This window comes from Ruegeria sp. CDSC025, assembly GCF_059610805.1.
The window spans coordinates 268,857-286,761 of record NZ_JBXWOJ010000002.1; the positions used below are offsets into that span (position 1 = coordinate 268,857).

At 56.4% G+C, this 17,905-nt stretch carries 14 protein-coding genes; 4 read left to right on the plus strand and 10 right to left on the minus strand.

The window, feature by feature from the left end:
• Window positions 1-22 precede the first annotated feature (22 nt).
• Genes AC2FH8_RS04520 through yajC form a run of 5 tightly spaced genes read right to left on the minus strand, consistent with a single transcriptional unit; the run spans window position 23 to window position 4,084 of the window.
• Window positions 23-376 (minus strand): Mth938-like domain-containing protein, encoded by a 354-nt coding sequence (locus AC2FH8_RS04520; protein WP_142635082.1) that lies wholly within the window; start codon window positions 374-376, stop codon window positions 23-25.
• Window positions 363-1,133 carry a TSUP family transporter gene (locus tag AC2FH8_RS04525; RefSeq protein ID WP_496688487.1) on the minus strand — a complete coding sequence of 257 codons (771 nt, stop codon included), beginning with the start codon at window positions 1,131-1,133 and terminating at the stop codon, window positions 363-365. The genes AC2FH8_RS04520 and AC2FH8_RS04525 overlap by 14 nt, the downstream gene beginning before the upstream one ends.
• Window positions 1,126-2,100, minus strand: a complete 975-nt coding sequence (gene secF / locus AC2FH8_RS04530) for a protein translocase subunit SecF (RefSeq protein ID WP_142633084.1) — start codon at window positions 2,098-2,100, stop codon at window positions 1,126-1,128. Before secF ends, AC2FH8_RS04525 begins: the two co-directional genes overlap by 8 nt.
• A gap of 1 nt (window position 2,101) precedes the next feature.
• On the minus strand, window positions 2,102-3,763 hold the full coding sequence (gene secD / locus AC2FH8_RS04535; RefSeq protein WP_282027340.1) for a protein translocase subunit SecD: 1,662 nt from the start codon (window positions 3,761-3,763) through the stop codon (window positions 2,102-2,104).
• A 33-nt stretch (window positions 3,764-3,796) separates the two neighbouring features.
• Window positions 3,797-4,084, minus strand: a complete 288-nt coding sequence (gene yajC / locus AC2FH8_RS04540; protein ID WP_142633080.1) for a preprotein translocase subunit YajC — start codon at window positions 4,082-4,084, stop codon at window positions 3,797-3,799.
• A 226-nt stretch (window positions 4,085-4,310) separates the two neighbouring features.
• On the opposite strand from yajC, the gene AC2FH8_RS04545 reads away from it, so the two are divergent.
• The gene (locus tag AC2FH8_RS04545; RefSeq protein WP_496688490.1) at window positions 4,311-5,969 is read left to right on the plus strand and encodes a mechanosensitive ion channel family protein; all 1,659 of its coding nucleotides are present in this window, start codon (window positions 4,311-4,313) and stop codon (window positions 5,967-5,969) included.
• 72 nt (window positions 5,970-6,041) lie between these two features.
• A complete protein-coding gene (gene serS / locus AC2FH8_RS04550) occupies window positions 6,042-7,334 on the plus strand; it encodes a serine--tRNA ligase (RefSeq protein WP_496688492.1) in 1,293 nt (430 codons plus the stop codon).
• A gap of 57 nt (window positions 7,335-7,391) precedes the next feature.
• Here serS and AC2FH8_RS04555 read toward each other — a convergent pair whose 3' ends face one another.
• The 5 genes from AC2FH8_RS04555 to AC2FH8_RS04575 all read right to left on the minus strand — a co-directional run bounded on the left by AC2FH8_RS04555 (window position 7,392) and on the right by AC2FH8_RS04575 (window position 12,667).
• Window positions 7,392-7,931: a helix-hairpin-helix domain-containing protein gene (locus AC2FH8_RS04555; protein ID WP_496688494.1), complete on the minus strand. Its 540-nt coding sequence runs from the start codon at window positions 7,929-7,931 to the stop codon at window positions 7,392-7,394.
• A 39-nt stretch (window positions 7,932-7,970) separates the two neighbouring features.
• Entirely contained in the window at window positions 7,971-8,957 is a 987-nt protein-coding gene (locus tag AC2FH8_RS04560) for a fatty acid desaturase (RefSeq protein ID WP_496688496.1), read from the minus strand.
• Window positions 8,958-9,122: 165 nt separating this feature from the next.
• Window positions 9,123-10,586: a ribosome biogenesis GTPase Der gene (der, locus tag AC2FH8_RS04565; protein WP_142633070.1), complete on the minus strand. Its 1,464-nt coding sequence runs from the start codon at window positions 10,584-10,586 to the stop codon at window positions 9,123-9,125.
• Between the two features lie 48 nt (window positions 10,587-10,634).
• Window positions 10,635-11,957 carry a PQQ-like beta-propeller repeat protein gene (locus AC2FH8_RS04570; RefSeq protein ID WP_142633068.1) on the minus strand — a complete coding sequence of 441 codons (1,323 nt, stop codon included), beginning with the start codon at window positions 11,955-11,957 and terminating at the stop codon, window positions 10,635-10,637.
• A gap of 38 nt (window positions 11,958-11,995) precedes the next feature.
• Window positions 11,996-12,667 (minus strand): hypothetical protein, encoded by a 672-nt coding sequence (locus AC2FH8_RS04575; protein ID WP_496688499.1) that lies wholly within the window; start codon window positions 12,665-12,667, stop codon window positions 11,996-11,998.
• 225 nt (window positions 12,668-12,892) lie between these two features.
• Here AC2FH8_RS04575 and AC2FH8_RS04580 point away from each other — a divergent pair, with 225 nt between their 5' ends.
• Together AC2FH8_RS04580 and AC2FH8_RS04585 are read left to right on the plus strand one after the other, a co-directional pair.
• Window positions 12,893-14,125, plus strand: a complete 1,233-nt coding sequence (locus AC2FH8_RS04580; protein ID WP_271947728.1) for an efflux RND transporter periplasmic adaptor subunit — start codon at window positions 12,893-12,895, stop codon at window positions 14,123-14,125.
• Window positions 14,122-17,901, plus strand: coding sequence for an efflux RND transporter permease subunit (locus AC2FH8_RS04585; RefSeq protein ID WP_496688501.1), 3,780 nt, complete (start codon window positions 14,122-14,124; stop codon window positions 17,899-17,901). Before AC2FH8_RS04580 ends, AC2FH8_RS04585 begins: the two co-directional genes overlap by 4 nt.
• Window positions 17,902-17,905 lie beyond the last annotated feature (4 nt).

A 17,905-nucleotide genomic window follows, 5' to 3' on the forward strand; every position in this document is an offset into this window, starting at 1 on the left:
AGGACAGAGGAAAAGAATCCTATCAGACCGGTAGCAGCGCCAGCGCAATACGGCGCCCTTCGGATAACAGGATATTGTATGTGCGGCACGCGGACGGAGAGTTCATGATCTCAACCCCGATCCCCGAATCTTCCAAGGCGGCGCGCAGATCAGAAGGAATATGGGCCAGCTCAGCGCCGGTTCCAATAAACAGCACATCGACCTGACCCGCCAATTTCAACAGACCATCCCTGTCGTCGTACCCGCCCCATTTCGCTGATCCTGCAGGGCCGGTCAGCACCGACCCGTCATAGACCTGACCACCGATGCGGAAAAACCCAGGACCATATCCGTCAACAGGGGCCGCATTGTCATAAGAGATTTCATTCATACGCATAGGAGGCATCTATGCCCCAAAGCGGTAGGCCCGACAAGGCTGCAAGCGCTATCGCCAGATACGCAGCGGCACGATAAAGCTTTTCCCGCTCGGGCCGGAACATCCAACCACCCAGCCAATTACCAGCCAGATTGGGGACCGCCAGAGCCAGACCCAATATCACAGCAGGCAGCGTGATACGGTCCATGCCAGTCAGGTACCCCAGAAGCAGAAAATCAAAGGCGAACAGGTATAACAGGATCGTCGCACGGATCACGGCCACGGGAAGAGGTCGAGACATATAGAACAAGATAACGGCCGGTCCGGGCAGGCCCGCGACACCGCCCAAAAACCCACCAGCGCTTCCTATTCCCAAAACCATTTTGCGACTGACATGACCGTGATAGCGCAGACCGAACACCAGAATAGCCAGCATAAGAAACGCCAACAGGCTAACGGTATAGCGAAATACATGTGGATCGACCGTGGTCAGCAACCACAGCCCCAATGGCAGAGCGAGTGCGCACCCTCCCACCAGACGGACCAGATCACCCCTGTCGACCTCTCGCCAGGCCCGGCGAAGGTTGGGCAGCGGGCCCAGTATATCCATGATTGTCAGGCAGGTCAGCGCCTTGAAAGGATCAAGGAATGGGGTTGCGATTGGCAGGAATATCAGGGCGGTCCCAAATCCGGAAAAGCCGCGCACTACACCGCCAAGAAAGGCAGCAAAAACTATGATGGCCAGCCCTGTGGAGGACTGGCCAAAATACTCAGGCATCGATGTTGGCAAACTGGTTGCCAGAAGTGTTTGATGGCTTGGACCAGTCGCGCTTGACGCCCAGCCACAACAGGATGGTTGAGGCCACAAAGACGGACGAATAGGTACCTACGATCACACCCCAAATCATAGCAAAGACAAACCCGCGGATCACATCCCCGCCCAGAACATAGAGCGAAATCAACGCCAGCAAGGTGGTGACAGAGGTCATGACTGTCCGGCTGAGCGTTTCGTTGATCGAAATGTTCAGAACCTCCTTTAGGTCCTTTTTCTTGTATTTCCGCAAGTTCTCGCGCACCCGGTCGAACACGACCACCGTATCATTCAACGAATAGCCCACGATGGTCAGCAGCGCAGCGATGATCGCCAGATCAAAGCGGATCTGCAGTTCGGAAAAGATGCCGATAGTCAGGATGACGTCATGCACCAGCGCAGCGACAGCCCCCAGCGCAAACTGCCATTCAAACCGCAGCCAGATGTAGACAAGCACCGCCCCAATGGCGAGCACCACCGCGATTACGGCGGTCTGGATAAGCTCTCCCGAGACTTTGGGTCCTACAGATTCGACGCTTTCGAAGGGCAGTTTCAACCCGGGGTCCGCTGCGGCAAGAGCTTCGCCAATTTGTTCAATCGTGGCCGCATTGACAGCCTCAGCATCATCCTGCGCCTGAATGCGGATCATCGCGACATGTTGATCTGGCCCGAAGCTCGGATCGAAAATCTCGGTGATCGTCACGTCGCCAAGTCCAAGCGGCGCAATAGCGTCACGATATGTGCCGACATCGATTTCCTGCGCGCTTTGGGTCCGAATGGTGGTCCCTCCACGGAAATCAATGCCGAAATTCAGGCCCTGCAGCATGAATGACGTAAACGCGACAATCATCATCAAGGCCGAGATACCCAGCCAGATCTTCCAGCGACTGAAGAAATCGAACGAGGTATTCTGGGGTACGAGTTTCAGTCTCATGTCAAACCTCGATCGTTTTCGGACGGCGGCGTTCGAACCAAATCACGATCATCAGGCGCGTCACGAAGATCGCGGTGAAGACCGAGGTCAGAATACCCAGACCCAAAGTGATTGCGAACCCGCGCACTGGCCCGCTGCCCATGGCAAACAGGATTACAGCGGTAATGAAGGTGGTCACGTTGGCGTCCAGAATGGCCGACAGCGCTTTTTCATAACCCAGCTCAATCGCGCGGGCAGGACCTTTGGCAGATTTCAGTTCCTCTCGGATACGCTCGAAGATCAGTACGTTGGCATCCACCGCCATACCTACCGTCAGAACGATCCCCGCGATCCCAGGCAGGGTCAACGTCGCCCCAATCAGGGAAAGCAGACCAAACAACAGGCCAACGTTGATGATCAGCGCAATATTGGCGAAGAAACCAAACAGGCCATAGCTGAGCGCCATGAATGTCAGCACCGCGACAAAGGCCACGATGGTAGCCACCTTACCCGCGTCGATACTGTCCTGGCCCAGCTCGGGGCCGATGGTTCTTTCTTCCAGAAACTCCAGCCCGGCGGGCAGTGCCCCTGCGCGCAACAGGACAGCCAGATTTGTACTTTCCTCGACGGTGAAATTACCGGTGATGATACCAGACCCGCCGGGGATATGACTTTGGATCACCGGGGCTGAGATCACTTCGTCATCCAGAACGATGGCGAAGGGTGCCCCGATGTTTTCCAGCGTGTAATCACCAAATTTACGCGCGCCAGAGGTGTTAAAGCGGAAACTCACCGCCGGGCGGCCATTCTGGTCAAACGCGGGCTGCGCATCGACCAGTTCCTCGCCCGTTACAACCGGCGCGGCATCCAACGTGTAATAGACGCCATTTTCGTCAATCGACGGCACCACCTCTTCGCCAACGCCCGCTATCGCATCGGGGTCGGTTCCGCGCCCAACGACGGGGTTAAAGGTCAGTTGCGCGGTCGTGCCGATGATCTCTTTCAACTCTCCTGCGCTGCCGATACCTGGCACCTGGATCAGAATACGGTCGGTGCCTTGCCTTTGGATGGTCGGCTCGCGGGTGCCCACCTCGTCAATCCGGCGGCGAATGATTTCCAGCGATTGACGCACGGTGCGGTCGTCTGAGGCCAGCTTCTCGGCCTCAGAAAGTTGTACAATGATCGTATCACCTTCGGCGCGGGCCTCGATATCCGTGGCCCCTACACCGCTGAGGGTCTGCACCTGACGGGCCAGACCGCGGACAACCTCCAGCGCGCGGGACATGCCCTCGGGCTGACTGATGCGAAGGCGAATCTCATCAGGCGCCGCTTCCTGGCGACGGATGGTGCCCACAGTGGCACGTTCATCCCGCAGCGCATCCCGGATTTCCGGCCACATCGCATCCATGCGGGATTCGTAGACGTCACCCACCCGAACTTCGGCCAAAAGATGCGCGCCACCACGCAAATCCAGCCCTAGATTGACCAGCGACGACGGCAGCCAGTTCGGCCATTGCGCCGCCTCTGCCTGCATTTCAGGGGTGTCGACGCCAAGCTCGATCGCCGCCTTGGCGTCATTGGATTGTTCAACGCGCGTATAAAACGCATTCGGCAGGGCCATCAGCAAGCCAGTCACGCAGACAAGCCAGATCAGAACCCGCTTCCAGGTATCAATTTGCAGCATTACCCTGCCTTTTCAAGGGATTGTATCGCGAAGTTACTTCGCCGGCTCAGTCTTGTTCAGAACCTGCGAAATGGTCGATTTAACCACGCGGACTTTGACTCCCTCGGCGATTTCGACTTCGATCTCGTTGTCGCCTTCTTTGACCTTGGCCACTTTACCAATCAGCCCACCCTGGGTAACGACCTGATCGCCCCGGCGCACGGCCTCGACCATGGCTTGATGTTCCTTCATTTTCTTCTGCTGTGGACGGATCAGCAGGAAATACATGATCGCAAAAATCAGGATCAGCGGGAGAAACTGGGCGATTGCGCCACCTTCCATGGGATATTCCTTTTGGTTTGGTACTGCGAAAATGCTCCGCAAATTTGGCGAGAACCTATTCTTTGAAATGCCTGTTTGCAAGGACAGGAGGCGCTTGGAATTTATTCTTTAAAAAACATGGATAACTTTGCCGGTCTTTCTGCATTTCCAAGGATTAAGGGCGCCGGGTCAGTTACCCTCTATGAAGATGCTCCCGCTCGGATATAGTTGTAATGAGGGAGGTCCGATGACGCATTTTATTCAATCCTTTGGCATGTTTGTCCGGCTGATCGTGACGGCCTTGCTACTGGCCCTGCCAATCGCGGCATCAGCTCAGGATATCGTGGAAGACATCCGCGAGGATGATGAACAGTCCGAGACCTTCAAAGCACCGGTTATTGTCGACGGTGAGATGCTGTTTTTCTTGCGTGGGTCCAGCGCGCTACCGGCGTCGGAACGTGTCGAGCGGGTGCAGGAGGTCATCGTCGAAGTTGCCGAAGCCTCAACAAGCACAGAGGTCTCGATTACTTTTGAAGACACAGAGCTGGGGACCAGCATTCGGGCCGACGGCGTACAGGTCACCATCGTCACAGAGGCTGACGCCGCGCTGGATCAAATAAAGCTGGATGTTCTCAGCTATTTGCATGGCCAGGCCATCGAAGAGGCGATCATCGCCTACCGAGCCAACCGAACCGATCAGGCCCGCGTATCCGGCGCCATAGAAGCGGCGGGCTGGACCCTTGGTTTCGTTGTGTTCGTCGTGGTTATCTTGTGGCTGCATCGCAGTATCCGACGGCGGACCTTGAAGTTTGTTAAGCGCCACCTGAAAGATGTTGAGACCGCTACAGCCAAAAGCGTACAGGCCGAAGCGATTGCGGCACTGGTCCGTTACGGCCTGAACTTCATACTGCTGATCATCTTCTTTCTGGGCTTTTACTACTACCTGTCCTTTGTCCTACTTTCCTTTGCTGAAACCCGATATTTCGCTCAACTGCTGCTAACCTATCTGACAGAACCCGTTCTTCTGATCTTTAAGGGAATCATCAGCTATTTCCCGAACCTGATCATGCTGGGCCTGATCACATGGGTTACAATGTATATTATCAAGGGTATGCGTGTGTTCTTTGACGCGGTTGAGGCCGGAACTTTTGACCTTGGCGATTTCGAAAAGCACTGGGTGAACCCAACGTTCAATATCGCCCGCGTGGTTGTTATCCTGATCGCTCTGGTGCTTGCAGTGCCCTACATTCCGGGGTCGGACTCGGCCGCGTTTCAAGGTCTGACCCTTCTGGTGGGTGCCATGCTGTCGCTGGGCGCAAACTCGGTTGTGTCCAACATGCTGGCCGGTCTGTTCGTGATCTATCGCCGGTCAACCTCGATCGGGGATCGCATTCAGATCGGGGATCACATCGGCGACGTGGTTCAGATCAAGCTGATGGAGACGCATCTCAAATCCATCAAGAACGAGTTGATCTCTATTCCAAATGCCCAGTTGATGAACTCGGACGTGGTGAATTTCTCAAAAAGAACCGACGGCAGCGGGCTGTTGCTGCATACGACCGTGGGAATCGGGTATGAGGAACCATCCGAAAAAGTCGAGGCCATGCTGATCGAAGCGGCCAATCGCACCAAGGGCATCAAGGCCAAACCCGAGCCGTTTGTGTTGTGGACCGCGCTGGCAGACTACGCGATCAACTACCAGATCAATGGGTATTCGACCCGTGGCAGTATCATTCCCAAGATCCGCTCGGACCTGCATCGCAACATCGTGGCCGTGTTCAATGAAAACAATGTGCAGATCATGACGCCGTCTTACATGGCCGATCCGCCAAAACCAAAAATTCCGCTCGAAGACTGGGATGGCCATTTGGCGCATGAAACACACGACGATACGGATAAGTCGTAACCGGTGCTACACCCCGCCTTTCAGATGGTGCATAAGCGGCTGCAGTGATTCACGCATTTAAGGACCTGAACCATGCACGACATCCGCGCCATACGCGAAAACCCAGCCGCCTTCGACGCCGCCCTTGCGCGCCGTGGGGACGCGCCGGTGTCGTCGGACCTGTTGCGCCTGGACGAAAGCCGCCGCGCCAAGATATTGGCCGCAGAAACCGCTCAGGCGGAGCAAAACAAGGCGTCCAAAGAGGTTGGTGCGGCCAAGGGTCGTGGCGATGAGGTCGAGTTCGAGCGCCTGCGCGCGCTGGTCGCCGAGAAAAAGGCCGAGATCGCCCGGATGCAGACCGAGGCCAAGGATCTGGACGCCCTTCTGACCGATCAACTGATCCGCATCGCCAACCTGCCCGCCGAAGATGTGCCCGAAGGCGCGGATGAAAACGACAATGTCGAAGTCAACCGCTGGGGCACTCCGCCCACGCTGGATTTTGCGCCCAAAGAGCATTTTGAGATCGAAGCCGTCCAGACCGGTATGGATTTTGAGACTGCCGCGAAACTGTCCGGTTCGCGTTTTGTGCTGCTGTCCGGTGGCGTAGCCCGCATTCACCGCGCATTGGCGCAGTTCATGCTGGACACACATATCAACGAAAACGAACTGACCGAGGTCAACGGCCCGGTTCTGGTTCTGTCCGAAATGATGCAGGGCACCGGGCAACTGCCGAAGTTTGGCGAAGACAGCTATCAGACCCGTGAAGGCTGGTGGCTGATCCCAACCTCCGAAGTGTCGCTGACCAATATCGTCAACGAAACGCTGGTCGATGAAAGCTCTCTGCCTCGTCGTTATACCGCGCATTCCCTGTGTTTCCGGTCCGAGGCCGGCAGCGCGGGCAAAGACACCCGCGGGATGCTGCGTCAGCACCAGTTCGAAAAGGTCGAGATGGTCTCGGTCACCCATCCGGACAAATCGGATAAGGAGCAAAAGCGCATGTTACGCTGCGCCGAAGGTATTCTAGAAAAATTGGGCATACCCTATCGCACCGTGATCCTGTGTACGGGCGACATGGGCTTTGGCGCGCGCCGTACCTATGACATCGAGGCATGGTTGCCCGGACAGGATACCTATCGCGAGATCAGCTCGGTCTCGACTTGTGGTGATTTTCAGGCCCGCCGCATGAACGCGCGGTTCCGCCCCGAAGCGGGTGGCAAACCGGAATACGTCCATACACTGAACGGCTCCGGCCTGGCTGTCGGTCGTTGCTTGATCGCCGTGCTGGAAAATGGTCAGAACGCCGATGGTACCGTGACCTTGCCCAAGGTTCTGGCCCCCTATCTTGGCGGTAAACTGACCTTACAGCGGGACGGCACGCTGGCATAAGAAAACCGGCGCTAACCAACTGCGCCGGTCCTGAGAAAATCAAAAGGCGGAGGAGGTCTACTTCTTCGTCTTTTTCTTATCTTTTTTCTTACTCTTCTTCTTGCCCACTTTCTCTTTGGCGTCCTGTTTTTTTTGATCTTTTTTCTTGTCGTCCTTTTTGGACTTTTTATCCTTTTTGGCTTTGGCTTTCACCTTGTCCTTTGCCTTTGAGAATGCGGCCTCCATTTCCAGCAGCTTTTTGGCAGCTTTCTCAGCCTTGGCTTTTGCCTTGGCCTTTTTTCGCGCTTTGGCTTCAGCAGCGGCTTTCTCTTCAGCAGCCTTCTGGGCGGTTTCCTCAGCCCGCTTCCGGGAGGCAGCAGTAACGCCCTTCCGAGCAGCTGGGCGCTTGGTTGCTGCGCGCGCAGTCGTGGTTTTGGCTGAAACGGCTGCTTTCGCCGCCGCAATAAGAACCGGTGCCCGTGCCACACCAATGCGGGGAACTTTGACGAGCTCTGCGGGTTTCGCGCTCGCAAGGTCTTCTGCGGTCTTGAAGCCATTGGCAATCAACGCTTGCCCAAGCGCCTCGCCTACACCCTTTACATCGGTCACTGCGGTCATCAGAGTTCCTTTCCTTCTCACATCGGGCCGGAATACCGGCTAGCTGCTACGGGCCAGCCCCCGGGATTGATCCTTAGGAGGGAAAGGTACAAGCCGTTTGTTGTCCTCATCCCAAAGTTTCAGATTCAAAGCCGCTACCGCCTCGGGGAATTTGATCCGGCGCGGCGTATACTCGGACGGGAGGTTATAGTGGCATTCCCTCAGCCGGTAAGAGGGGATGCGCGCGTTGAAGTGGTGTATGTCGTGCAATGTGATGCAGGCCACCGCATTATCAAACCACCAGCCGAAATCCAGCGCCGACGACCCCTGCAGCGCGGCCAATTTCGGATCCAGATCTGGGCGACGGTCCCAGTATGTGTCTTCGAAATTATGCTGAAGATAGACTAGGAAAACTCCCAGCATCCCGCCAAGGAAGGAAAAGGCCACCCAAACCAAAATACCGGTCGCACCGGCGATCAGATACAGCAGGCCCAGGAAAATCAGGATCGACAGGTTGTGCAGCAGCACGCCTTTGACGCCGAACCGCACCGTATTCTTGGGCCAGCGGTAGCGAATGAAATAAGTAAACAATGCTCCGACCGGTACCAGCACAAACGGGTTGCGGTATAGGCGATAATACAGCCGCGACCACAAGTTCGCCGCATTCCATTCCCTCACGGTCATGGTATGAATTTCGCCGGTCTCACGATGTTCCAGATTGCCGATGCCGGAGTGATGCAGGTTGTGGTTTTGCTTCATCACTTCGAATGGAGCGAAAGTGAACGGGGACAGCCCATGCCCTGCCCATTCATTCTGTGCACGCGTTTCAAATAGCGAATGATGGCCGCAATCGTGCTGCAGCACGTAAAGGCGAACAGCGGAAAACGCGAAAACCACCCCGGCAGGCATCATAACATACCAGCGGTCCACATAGATGATGGCTAATGCCAACGATGAGAAATAAACCGCGAAAGTCCCAAAGTAGCTGATCGCGGCCAATCCATTGTCCTGAACCGCGTATTGACGTGTGTATTCTCTCAAATCCATTCCGTCGGCTCCCCACAATGGCCCGTTGCAATGTGATTCTAAAAATGAGTGCGGTCTTCCCGCAAACAAGCGACACGCTTGGAAACAAAAGCGCGCCAGCGAATGCTAGCGCCCCATCAAAGGGCTGTCACGCCCCGAGATGAAAAATGCAACAGATTGGCGCAGTTACGCGCGTCCCTTCAAATGCTTGGCCAAGGCACCTGCGTTTTTCTTACGCCGTCCCTTGTAAGGGTTCTTGTCTCCCTGTCCGCGCAAGGTCAGTCGGATGGGGGTCCCGGGCATATCGAAACTCTCACGCAGGCCGTTGACCAGATAACGGTTATAGCTTTCAGGCATCTTGTCGGGGTGCGAACACATAACCACGAATCCAGGGGGGCGGGTTTTGGCCTGAGTCATATACCGCAGCTTGATCCGGCGACCCTGCGGCGCTGGCGGCGGGTGCTGTTCCAGCATTGCGATCAACCAACGGTTCAAAGCAGCAGTCGGCACACGTCGGTTCCAGATATCATGGGCGCGTAGGATAGCAGCACGCAGGCGCTCAAGCCCCCGCCCTGTTTTGGCGGAAACCGTGACCAGTGGCGCGCCGCGCAACTGCGGCAGAAGACGTTCGAACGATTCTTTCAGATCGCGCAGTTTTTCCTGCTTGTCCTCTTCGATATCCCATTTGTTAATGGCGACAACGACGGCTCGGCCCTCGCGTTCGGCCAGATCCGCGATGCGCAGATCCTGCTGTTCAAACGGAATCGCCGCATCCAGCAACACCACCACAACCTCGGCAAATTTTACTGCCCGCAAACCATCCGATACAGAAAGCTTCTCAAGTTTTTCCTGTACCTTGGCTTTTTTGCGCATCCCCGCCGTATCGAAGATCCGCATCGGCGTGCTTTCACCCTCGGGGTCGGCCCAGTCGATCCGCAGGCTAATTGCATCGCGTGTGATCCCGGCCTCGGGTCCGGTCAACAAGCGATCTTCGCCAACGATCTTGTTGATCAGGGTGGATTTTCCGGCATTCGGGCGACCAACAACGGCAACTTGCAACGGCTTGGCGTCGGTGATCAACGGGGTTACGGCTTCGCCGTCTTCATCAAGCTCGATATCAGTTACGGGCGCTTCTTCGATCGCTTTTTCCGCAGCAGCATCCGCCAGAGGCATCAGATGTGCGTAAAGATCGGTCATCCCCTCGCCATGTTCACCCGACAGGCGGACCGGCTCGCCCAGACCCAGATTATAAGCTTCGAGCACACCGGCATCAGCCGCCGAACCTTCGGCTTTGTTGGCCGCAAGGATCACGTGTTTCGATCGTTTGCGCAGAATCTCGGCAAACATCTCATCTGTGGGCGTCAACCCCACACGCGCGTCGATCATGAACAGGCACACATCAGCCATGTCCACGGCGCGCTCGGTCAGGCGTCGCATCCGGCCTTCAAGGCTGTCGTCTGTCGCATCCTCAAGACCCGCCGTATCAATAACGGTAAAGCGCAGATCGCCCAGACGCGCTTCGCCTTCGCGCAAATCGCGCGTAACACCTGGCTGGTCGTCGACCAATGCCAGTCGTTTGCCGACGAGGCGGTTGAACAAAGTGGATTTGCCCACATTGGGGCGCCCCACGATAGCGAGGGTCAGGGACATGATACTCAACTTTCAAGACTCAGACGCGCCCTTTAGCGCATCTTGTCGTCAACGGAAAGCGTGCAGTTCACCTTTGGTCGAAACGACGTACAAGGTTTGCCCGGCAACAACTGGCGCCGTAGTGGCACCGCCGGGAACCTCGACGCGGTGAACCAGCGTGCCGTCGAGCGGGTTATAGAACCTTAGATAACCATCGTTCGATGCAACAACGATACGCCCACCAGCCATGATCGGCCCGTAATGCGCATAGATTGCGCCACGCCGACCGGGCTTGTCCTTGACGAATCCAGGCAAGTCCTGCGCCCACACAATCGAGCCATCCGAGGCATCCAGACGCACCAACTGACTGCGATCACTAATCAGGAAGATGCTGTTTCCAGCCGGCCAAACCGTATCAACTGCGCCTTCATCCGCGGTCCATCTCCGCTCACCCGAAGTGGAATCGAATGCCACGGTGCGGCCCGAATGGTTGCCGATATAGATGGTATCGCCGACCACCATCGGGCCGCCTGTTACGTCAACGATCTGCGCTGCGGCGCGCCCGCGACGCCCACCAGCAACCGACGCGTTCCAGCGGCGAATACCACCTCTGCGGAACGTTGCAGCTATATCGCCCGAGCCAAATGCAAACACCGAGAAATCCGAGGCAATCACCGGCGCAGGCGCGCCCAACACATTGCCAACGCTTGGGGTGCCCTGAACCTGCCAGAGGATGCGCCCATCTTTTGTATCAATCGTCCATCCGATTTCATCTCCGGCGACAAGATACAGCAGGCCATCATTGATCAGAGGTGAGCCGCTGCCCGTAGCATTCAGGCGCTTTTGCCAACGAATGGCACCGGTTTTGCCATCCAGAGCGGTCAGGCGACCAAAACCAGAAGACACATAAAGAACGCCATTAGCATAGGCCAATCCACCGCCAGTTGCATCTGAATCTCCGTCGGTGCCAGGGATTAGATCTGTACTCCAGGCAACCTGCCCCTGCGGTGAGACCGCTGAAACGGTCGCTCCGGAATCCAGCGTGTAGACCAAACCACCTGCAACGACCGGCTCGGCCGTGATGCGCTGCTTGCGCGAATCTCCATCACCGATCGACGTTGACCACAGTTTCTGTGGAGTATTACGCAAAGAGGCATTTGTCGTCCGATACGCAGCGGTTCCCGGGCTTTGTGACCAGTTGGCATTGGCCGTCTGGGCAGGAAGGCTGATCGGCTTGGCTCCCTGGGTCTCAACCGTTTCATTGTCGGATGTGGGTCGGATGTCCTCACGAGCTCCGGGCAGGATGACCTCGGGCTCCTGACAAGCCGCCAGCAATGTCAGGGAAACAACCGCGACCGGCAACCCAATACGGGGGAAGAGACTAATCACCATGATACTCCGAACTTGCCTGTCATTTATTTTCTACCGGTTCAGCTTTGCCGTGCGACCAGCGGTTCCGGTTCACCACCCAGCGCAACAATCAACTGTGTTGCGCGTTGCTGCAGATCTACGCCGATTTCAGCGTCCTGCCGCATTGCCTGCAAACGGGAAATGGCGGCATCGACTTGACCTTCGGACACTTCGATCAGTGCCAGTTGCTCCTCTGCCAGCAACCGCAATGGGGCTCCCGGCACGGCCAGCGCTTCGAATTGCTGACGCCGGTCTGCTAGCGGCATTGTCTCGCTTTGCAGCAGCAAAGCCTTGAAGGTCGCGATGGCCCGGTAAATTTCAGGCAGATCACCCTGAACCGCAATGGCGTTCAGACTCTCAACAGCGCCCTGCCCGGACTCGATTTCGGTCTGCGAGGCAGAAAGCAGCATCTTTACAATCGCATCTCCACCGGGTGTTGGTGCAGGTACCAAGGCAAGATCATCGGCACGATCGGCGGACTCATTCTGTGCCATAGCGGCCAGAATCGCATCTCCCAGATCCTGTGCCTGACTGGTTGCGCGCGCCTTGCGCAGTTCGTTGAACGCGGCACCACCAACGATCAGAACAACCGCCACTACGCCAACCCAACCCCAACGGCGCAAAAGCAAGAACAGACGGTCGCGGCGCACCTCTTCGGTCACCTCATCAATGAAACTGTCGACGTCGCTCATCCCTGCTCCCCGGGCTTGTGTTCTGTGATATTGGGCAATGTCATACCCCGCTGCCATTGCCAAGCCAAGGGTCCGATTTCATACAATTCCCCCACCTGCGGATACCCTTGCAGAAAAAAGTGAACCGAACTATTCAGTTTAGTGTGGAAAAGATGAGGCCCCGCCCCCATTTCTAAGCATGCGCGCCGAGGGACAGTCGGCAAAGAATTCTGGGAGAGACCCTGTATGCGTTTGATTTCATTCGTAAACGCCTTTTTGGTGATTGTTGCCTTGTTCTATTTGGTATTCGAAAGGGATGCATTATTAGCATTCGCCGGCCGCGATGATTCAAACCCGGGCACTACGTCCGAGGCAGAATCTTCTGAAATTCCCGCAGAGGATCGGCACGTAATCCGTGTAGTTGCACAGCGCTCTGTCGCCCGCGAAGTAGACAGTGCAGTGACTCTGCGTGGACAAACCAGAGCAAACCGCGAGGTCGAAGTTCTGGCCGAAACGACGTCAACTGTCGTATCAGAACCCAAGCGCAAGGGCAGTTTTGTCGAAGCCGGTGATTTGTTATGTGAGCTGGATCCAGGCACCCGTCCGGCAAGCCTGGCCGAAGCAGCAGCCGCCAAGCTTGAAGCCAAAAGCCGGGTGCCCGAAGCCGAAGCGCGTCTGCTGGAGGCACATGCGCGCGTAGCCGAAGCCGAAATCAACTTGAAAGCCGCACGAAAGCTATCAGAGACCGGTTTTGGGTCGGAAACCCGCAGGATTTCCAGCGAGGCAGAAATGAGTACAGCCCAGGCTGGTATCAAAAGCGCCGAAGCCGGGCTGGAAGCAACACGCGCCGGTATCGAAGCGGCATCAGCCGAAGTCGAGGCCGCCGAACGTGAAATCGAACGCCAGACGATCGAAGCTCCATTCAAGGGTCTGTTAGAAAGTGACACAGCTGAGCTTGGAAGCCTTATGCAACCAGGGTCGCTGTGTGCGACTGTGATCCAGTTGGACCCAATCAAGTTGGTCGGGTTTGTTCCCGAGGCAGATGTGAACCGGATCATCGTAGGGTCCGAGGCTTCGGCCCAGCTGATCTCGGGGCTTCAGGTCTCTGGGCGGGTCACCTTCCTTAGCCGGTCGGCCGATGAGACCACCCGGACCTTTGAGGTCGAGATTACCGTTCCTAACCCCGACCTGACAATTCGGGACGGTCAGACTGCGGACATCCGAATCTCGGCTGAAGGGACCAAGGCACATCTGCTGCCTCAGTCCGCACTGACGCTGAATAACGATGGCAAAGTTGGTGTACGGACCGTTGGAAATGGGAACATTGTGGATTTCCTGCCGGTCACTTTGTTGCGCGACACCTCCGAAGGTGTCTGGGTTGACGGGTTGCCGGAAACGGCGGACATCATCATTGTCGGGCAAGAATTCGTGACTCGCGGCGTGATGGTTGAGCCAACTTATCGGGATGCAGTGCAATGACCGGAATAGTAAGCTGGGCCGCTGGCCGAGCCCGAATGGTTCTGGCATTTATCGCGATTTCCTTGATCGTAGGTGGATACGCCTATGTTGGCCTGCCGAAAGAAGGTGAGCCGGATATCGAAATCCCTGCGCTTTTCGTCTCGGTTCAGTTCCCCGGCATTTCCGCTGAAGACTCGGAAAACCTGCTGGTCAAGCCGATGGAAACCGAGCTGGCTGATCTGGACGGTCTCAAAGAAATGACGTCGACGGCTGCCGAAGGCTATGCCGGTGTCGCGCTGGAATTCGATTTTGGATGGGACAAGACGGCGATCATGGCCGATGTCCGCGACGCCATGAACAGCGCCCAGGCCGATTTTCCTGAAGGGGCTGAGCAATATACCCTGACCGAGATCAACTTTTCTGAATTCCCGATTGTGATTGTCAATCTGACCGGGGCTGTTCCTGAAAGAACAATGGCCCGTGTCGCCAAAGATTTGCAGGATGATCTGGAAGCATTGGATTCCGTGCTTGAGGCAGGGATAGCCGGCAATCGAGACGAATTGCTAGAAGTGATCATCGACCCGCTCCGGCTGGAAGCGTATAACGTTACCGCCGCCGAGCTGATCAATGTTGTTCAGAACAACAACCAGCTGATCGCCGCTGGTGAGGTAGAAACCGATCAAGGCACCTTCTCGGTCAAGATCCCTTCGTCTTTCAAGACTGCCCAGGACGTGTATGACCTACCCGTCAAGGTCAATGGCGACCGCGTCGTGACCATGGGCGAGCTGGCGCAAATCAACTATACTTTCGAAGATCGCGAAGGCACCGCCCGCTTCAACGGCGAGGCCACCGTGGCACTGCAGGTCGTCAAACGCAAAGGCTATAATCTGATCGACACGGTCGACGAGGTCAAAGCCTCTATCGCAGCGGCCCAATCCAAATGGCCAGCCGAGATGCAGGCGGCGATCAAACTGGGCACCTCGAACGACCAGAGCCGGATCGTAGGGTCGATGGTCAGCCAGCTTGAGGGTTCGGTTCTTACCGCTATTGCGCTGGTTATGATTGTCATTCTGGCCTCGCTTGGGACCCGTGCCGCCCTGCTGGTGGGTTTTGCGATTCCAACCTCATTCCTGCTGTGCTTTGCATTCCTTGCAGTGATGGGGGTCAGCATTTCGAACATCGTCATGTTCGGTTTGATTCTTGCCGTCGGAATGCTGGTCGACGGGGCCATCGTGGTGGTTGAATATGCCGACAAGCGGATCAACGAGGGCGTGGGTCCCATGCATGCCTATGTCGAAGCCGCACAACGGATGTTCTGGCCGATCGTATCCTCGACAGCTACGACATTATGCGCCTTCTTGCCTATGCTCTTTTGGCCCGGCGTTCCGGGCGAATTCATGGGGATGCTGCCAGTTACGCTGATATTCGTTTTGTCGGCGTCGTTGATCGTTGCATTGATCTACCTGCCCGTGATGGGCGGCGTTTCCGGCCGCCTCAGCCGCGTGTTTGACCGGTCGTCGAACTGGCTGAGGGCGCGAACAGCCTGGTGGGTTCGGGCAGCGATGGTTCCCCCGTCGTTATACCTGATCTTCCTGGGGGCGATGCAGACATTGAACCCGGACTACCTGGTCGATTCAGGTAGTTCGGTTCTTGGAATGATCCTGTTCATGCTAGGTGCGTTTGCCGGGTCGGTCACCCTGAGCGCGGCAAAAATCGAACGCGCCCCGGTTGAGCATGTGCAGACCAGCCGCGAACACACACGCTTTGGGCATGTGGTGAAATTCCTTGTGGGCAACCCGATCATGCCGATTGTATCAATTGTGGTGATTGGCCTTGCTGTAGCTTCAGTCATGACCGCATTTGGGAAAAACAACCGCGGTGTTGAATTCTTCGTTGAAAGCGAACCAGAGCAGGCCACGGCCTATGTCCGTGCGCGCGGCAATATCTCTTTGGCCGAAAAGGACCAGATGGTACTCGCCGCAGAAGAGATTATCAGTGCGCACCCGGCTGTTATCAACGTCTTTGCATTCGCTGGTGAAGGTGGTTTGGACACCGGTGGACCTGGTGGCCAATCCCCGGCGGATACCGTTGGTCAGGTTCAGTTCGAAATCATCCCTTGGGAAGACAGACCGAACGTCTCGGAACCGATTTTCGGAGGATTGTTAGACCGGCACACAGTGGCGCCAGACTATGACGGCGACTATGTTCTGGAAGAGTTGAACAGGGAGCTTGCGCAGCTACCGGGGATCATCGTTGAGACCTTGCCGCTTGAGCAAGGGCCAGGCTCTTCCAAACCTGTCCATCTGCGGATCAAGGCCGATGGCTGGCAAGAGCTGACATCAGCCACCCTGGCCGCGCGTGAGGTATTCGACGCCACCCCGGGCCTTATCAAGATCGAGGACACGCTGCCCTTGCCCGGCATCGACTGGCAGATTGACGTTGATGTCGCCAAAGCAGGCCGATTTGGCGCAGACGTAGCCACCGTCGGTGCGATGGTACAGCTTGTTACGCGTGGCCTTTTGCTGGGCGAAATGCGCCCGGACAACGTGGATGATGAAATCGAAATCCGTGTTCGCCTGCCTGATCAGGATCGTGTCTTGTCAACGCTTGACACGCTCAAGGTCCGCACGGTCGATGGTTTGGTGCCACTGTCCAACTTTGTCTCGCGCAAACCAGTCGCCAAACTGGCCGAAATCAACCGTGTCGATCAGGAACGTTATTTTGACGTGAAGGCGGATGTTGAGCCCGGCCTGAGCAATGTTGTGGTCACAGGACCGGATGGCGCCGATCAAAGATTGGCAGTGGTGCGTGAACTCGCAGAGGATGAAATCCCAACAGCTACCGCATTGGCATTTCCCGATGGGACTCAGTTCGAACTGATCATGCTGACCGAGGCAGAAAGCACCGATGATTTGCGCACGCTGATCGAATCCGGTGACGCGCGCACCAGTCTGATTAACCCGAACGAACGGATTGTTGTGTTGACTGAATGGCTGGAAACCGATCCTTTTGGCAGTTCCGTCAGCTGGACATGGACAGGTGATCAGGAGGATCAGGCCGAATCCGGGGCGTTTCTTGTGAATGCCTTTATGGGCGCGTTGGGGCTGATGTTCGTTATTCTGCTCGCGCAGTTCAACTCGTTCTACAATTCGATCCTAGTTCTGCTGGCCGTGGTACTGTCCACAACAGGTGTTCTGATCGGTATGATGGTGATGCAACAGCCCTTCTCGATCATCATGACAGGAACGGGTATTGTGGCTCTGGCAGGGATCGTGGTGAACAACAACATTGTTCTGATCGACACCTATCAGGAATATAGCCAGTACATGCCAAGGATCGAGGCGATCATACGCACCGCCGAGGCACGCATTCGTCCGGTTCTGTTGACCACACTCACCACGATGGCTGGCCTTACCCCGATGATGTTCGGGCTGTCGCTGGACTTTATCAACGGCGGGTATTCGATCAACAGCCCCACAGCGCTGTGGTGGAAACAGCTGGCAACCGCAGTTGTCTTTGGCCTTGGTATCGCGACGGTACTGACGCTGATCGTGACGCCTTCGCTTTTGGCTATGCGGGTCTGGGTGACAACCTATGCCATCTGGTTGGGTAAGATTTTGGCTCGTGCTACAGCGGGAAAATCCAGCCAGGTGGCGCTGGATATGGCCATCGGTAAAGCCGCGATGAATGCTCAGGCAACCGAAATGGTCTGGGATGATGAGCTGCGTACCGACGATCCGAGCGCTGACAGTTCTGGGAAAGAACCGACCGGTTCACCGCTGAAAGCAGCCGAATAAAGAG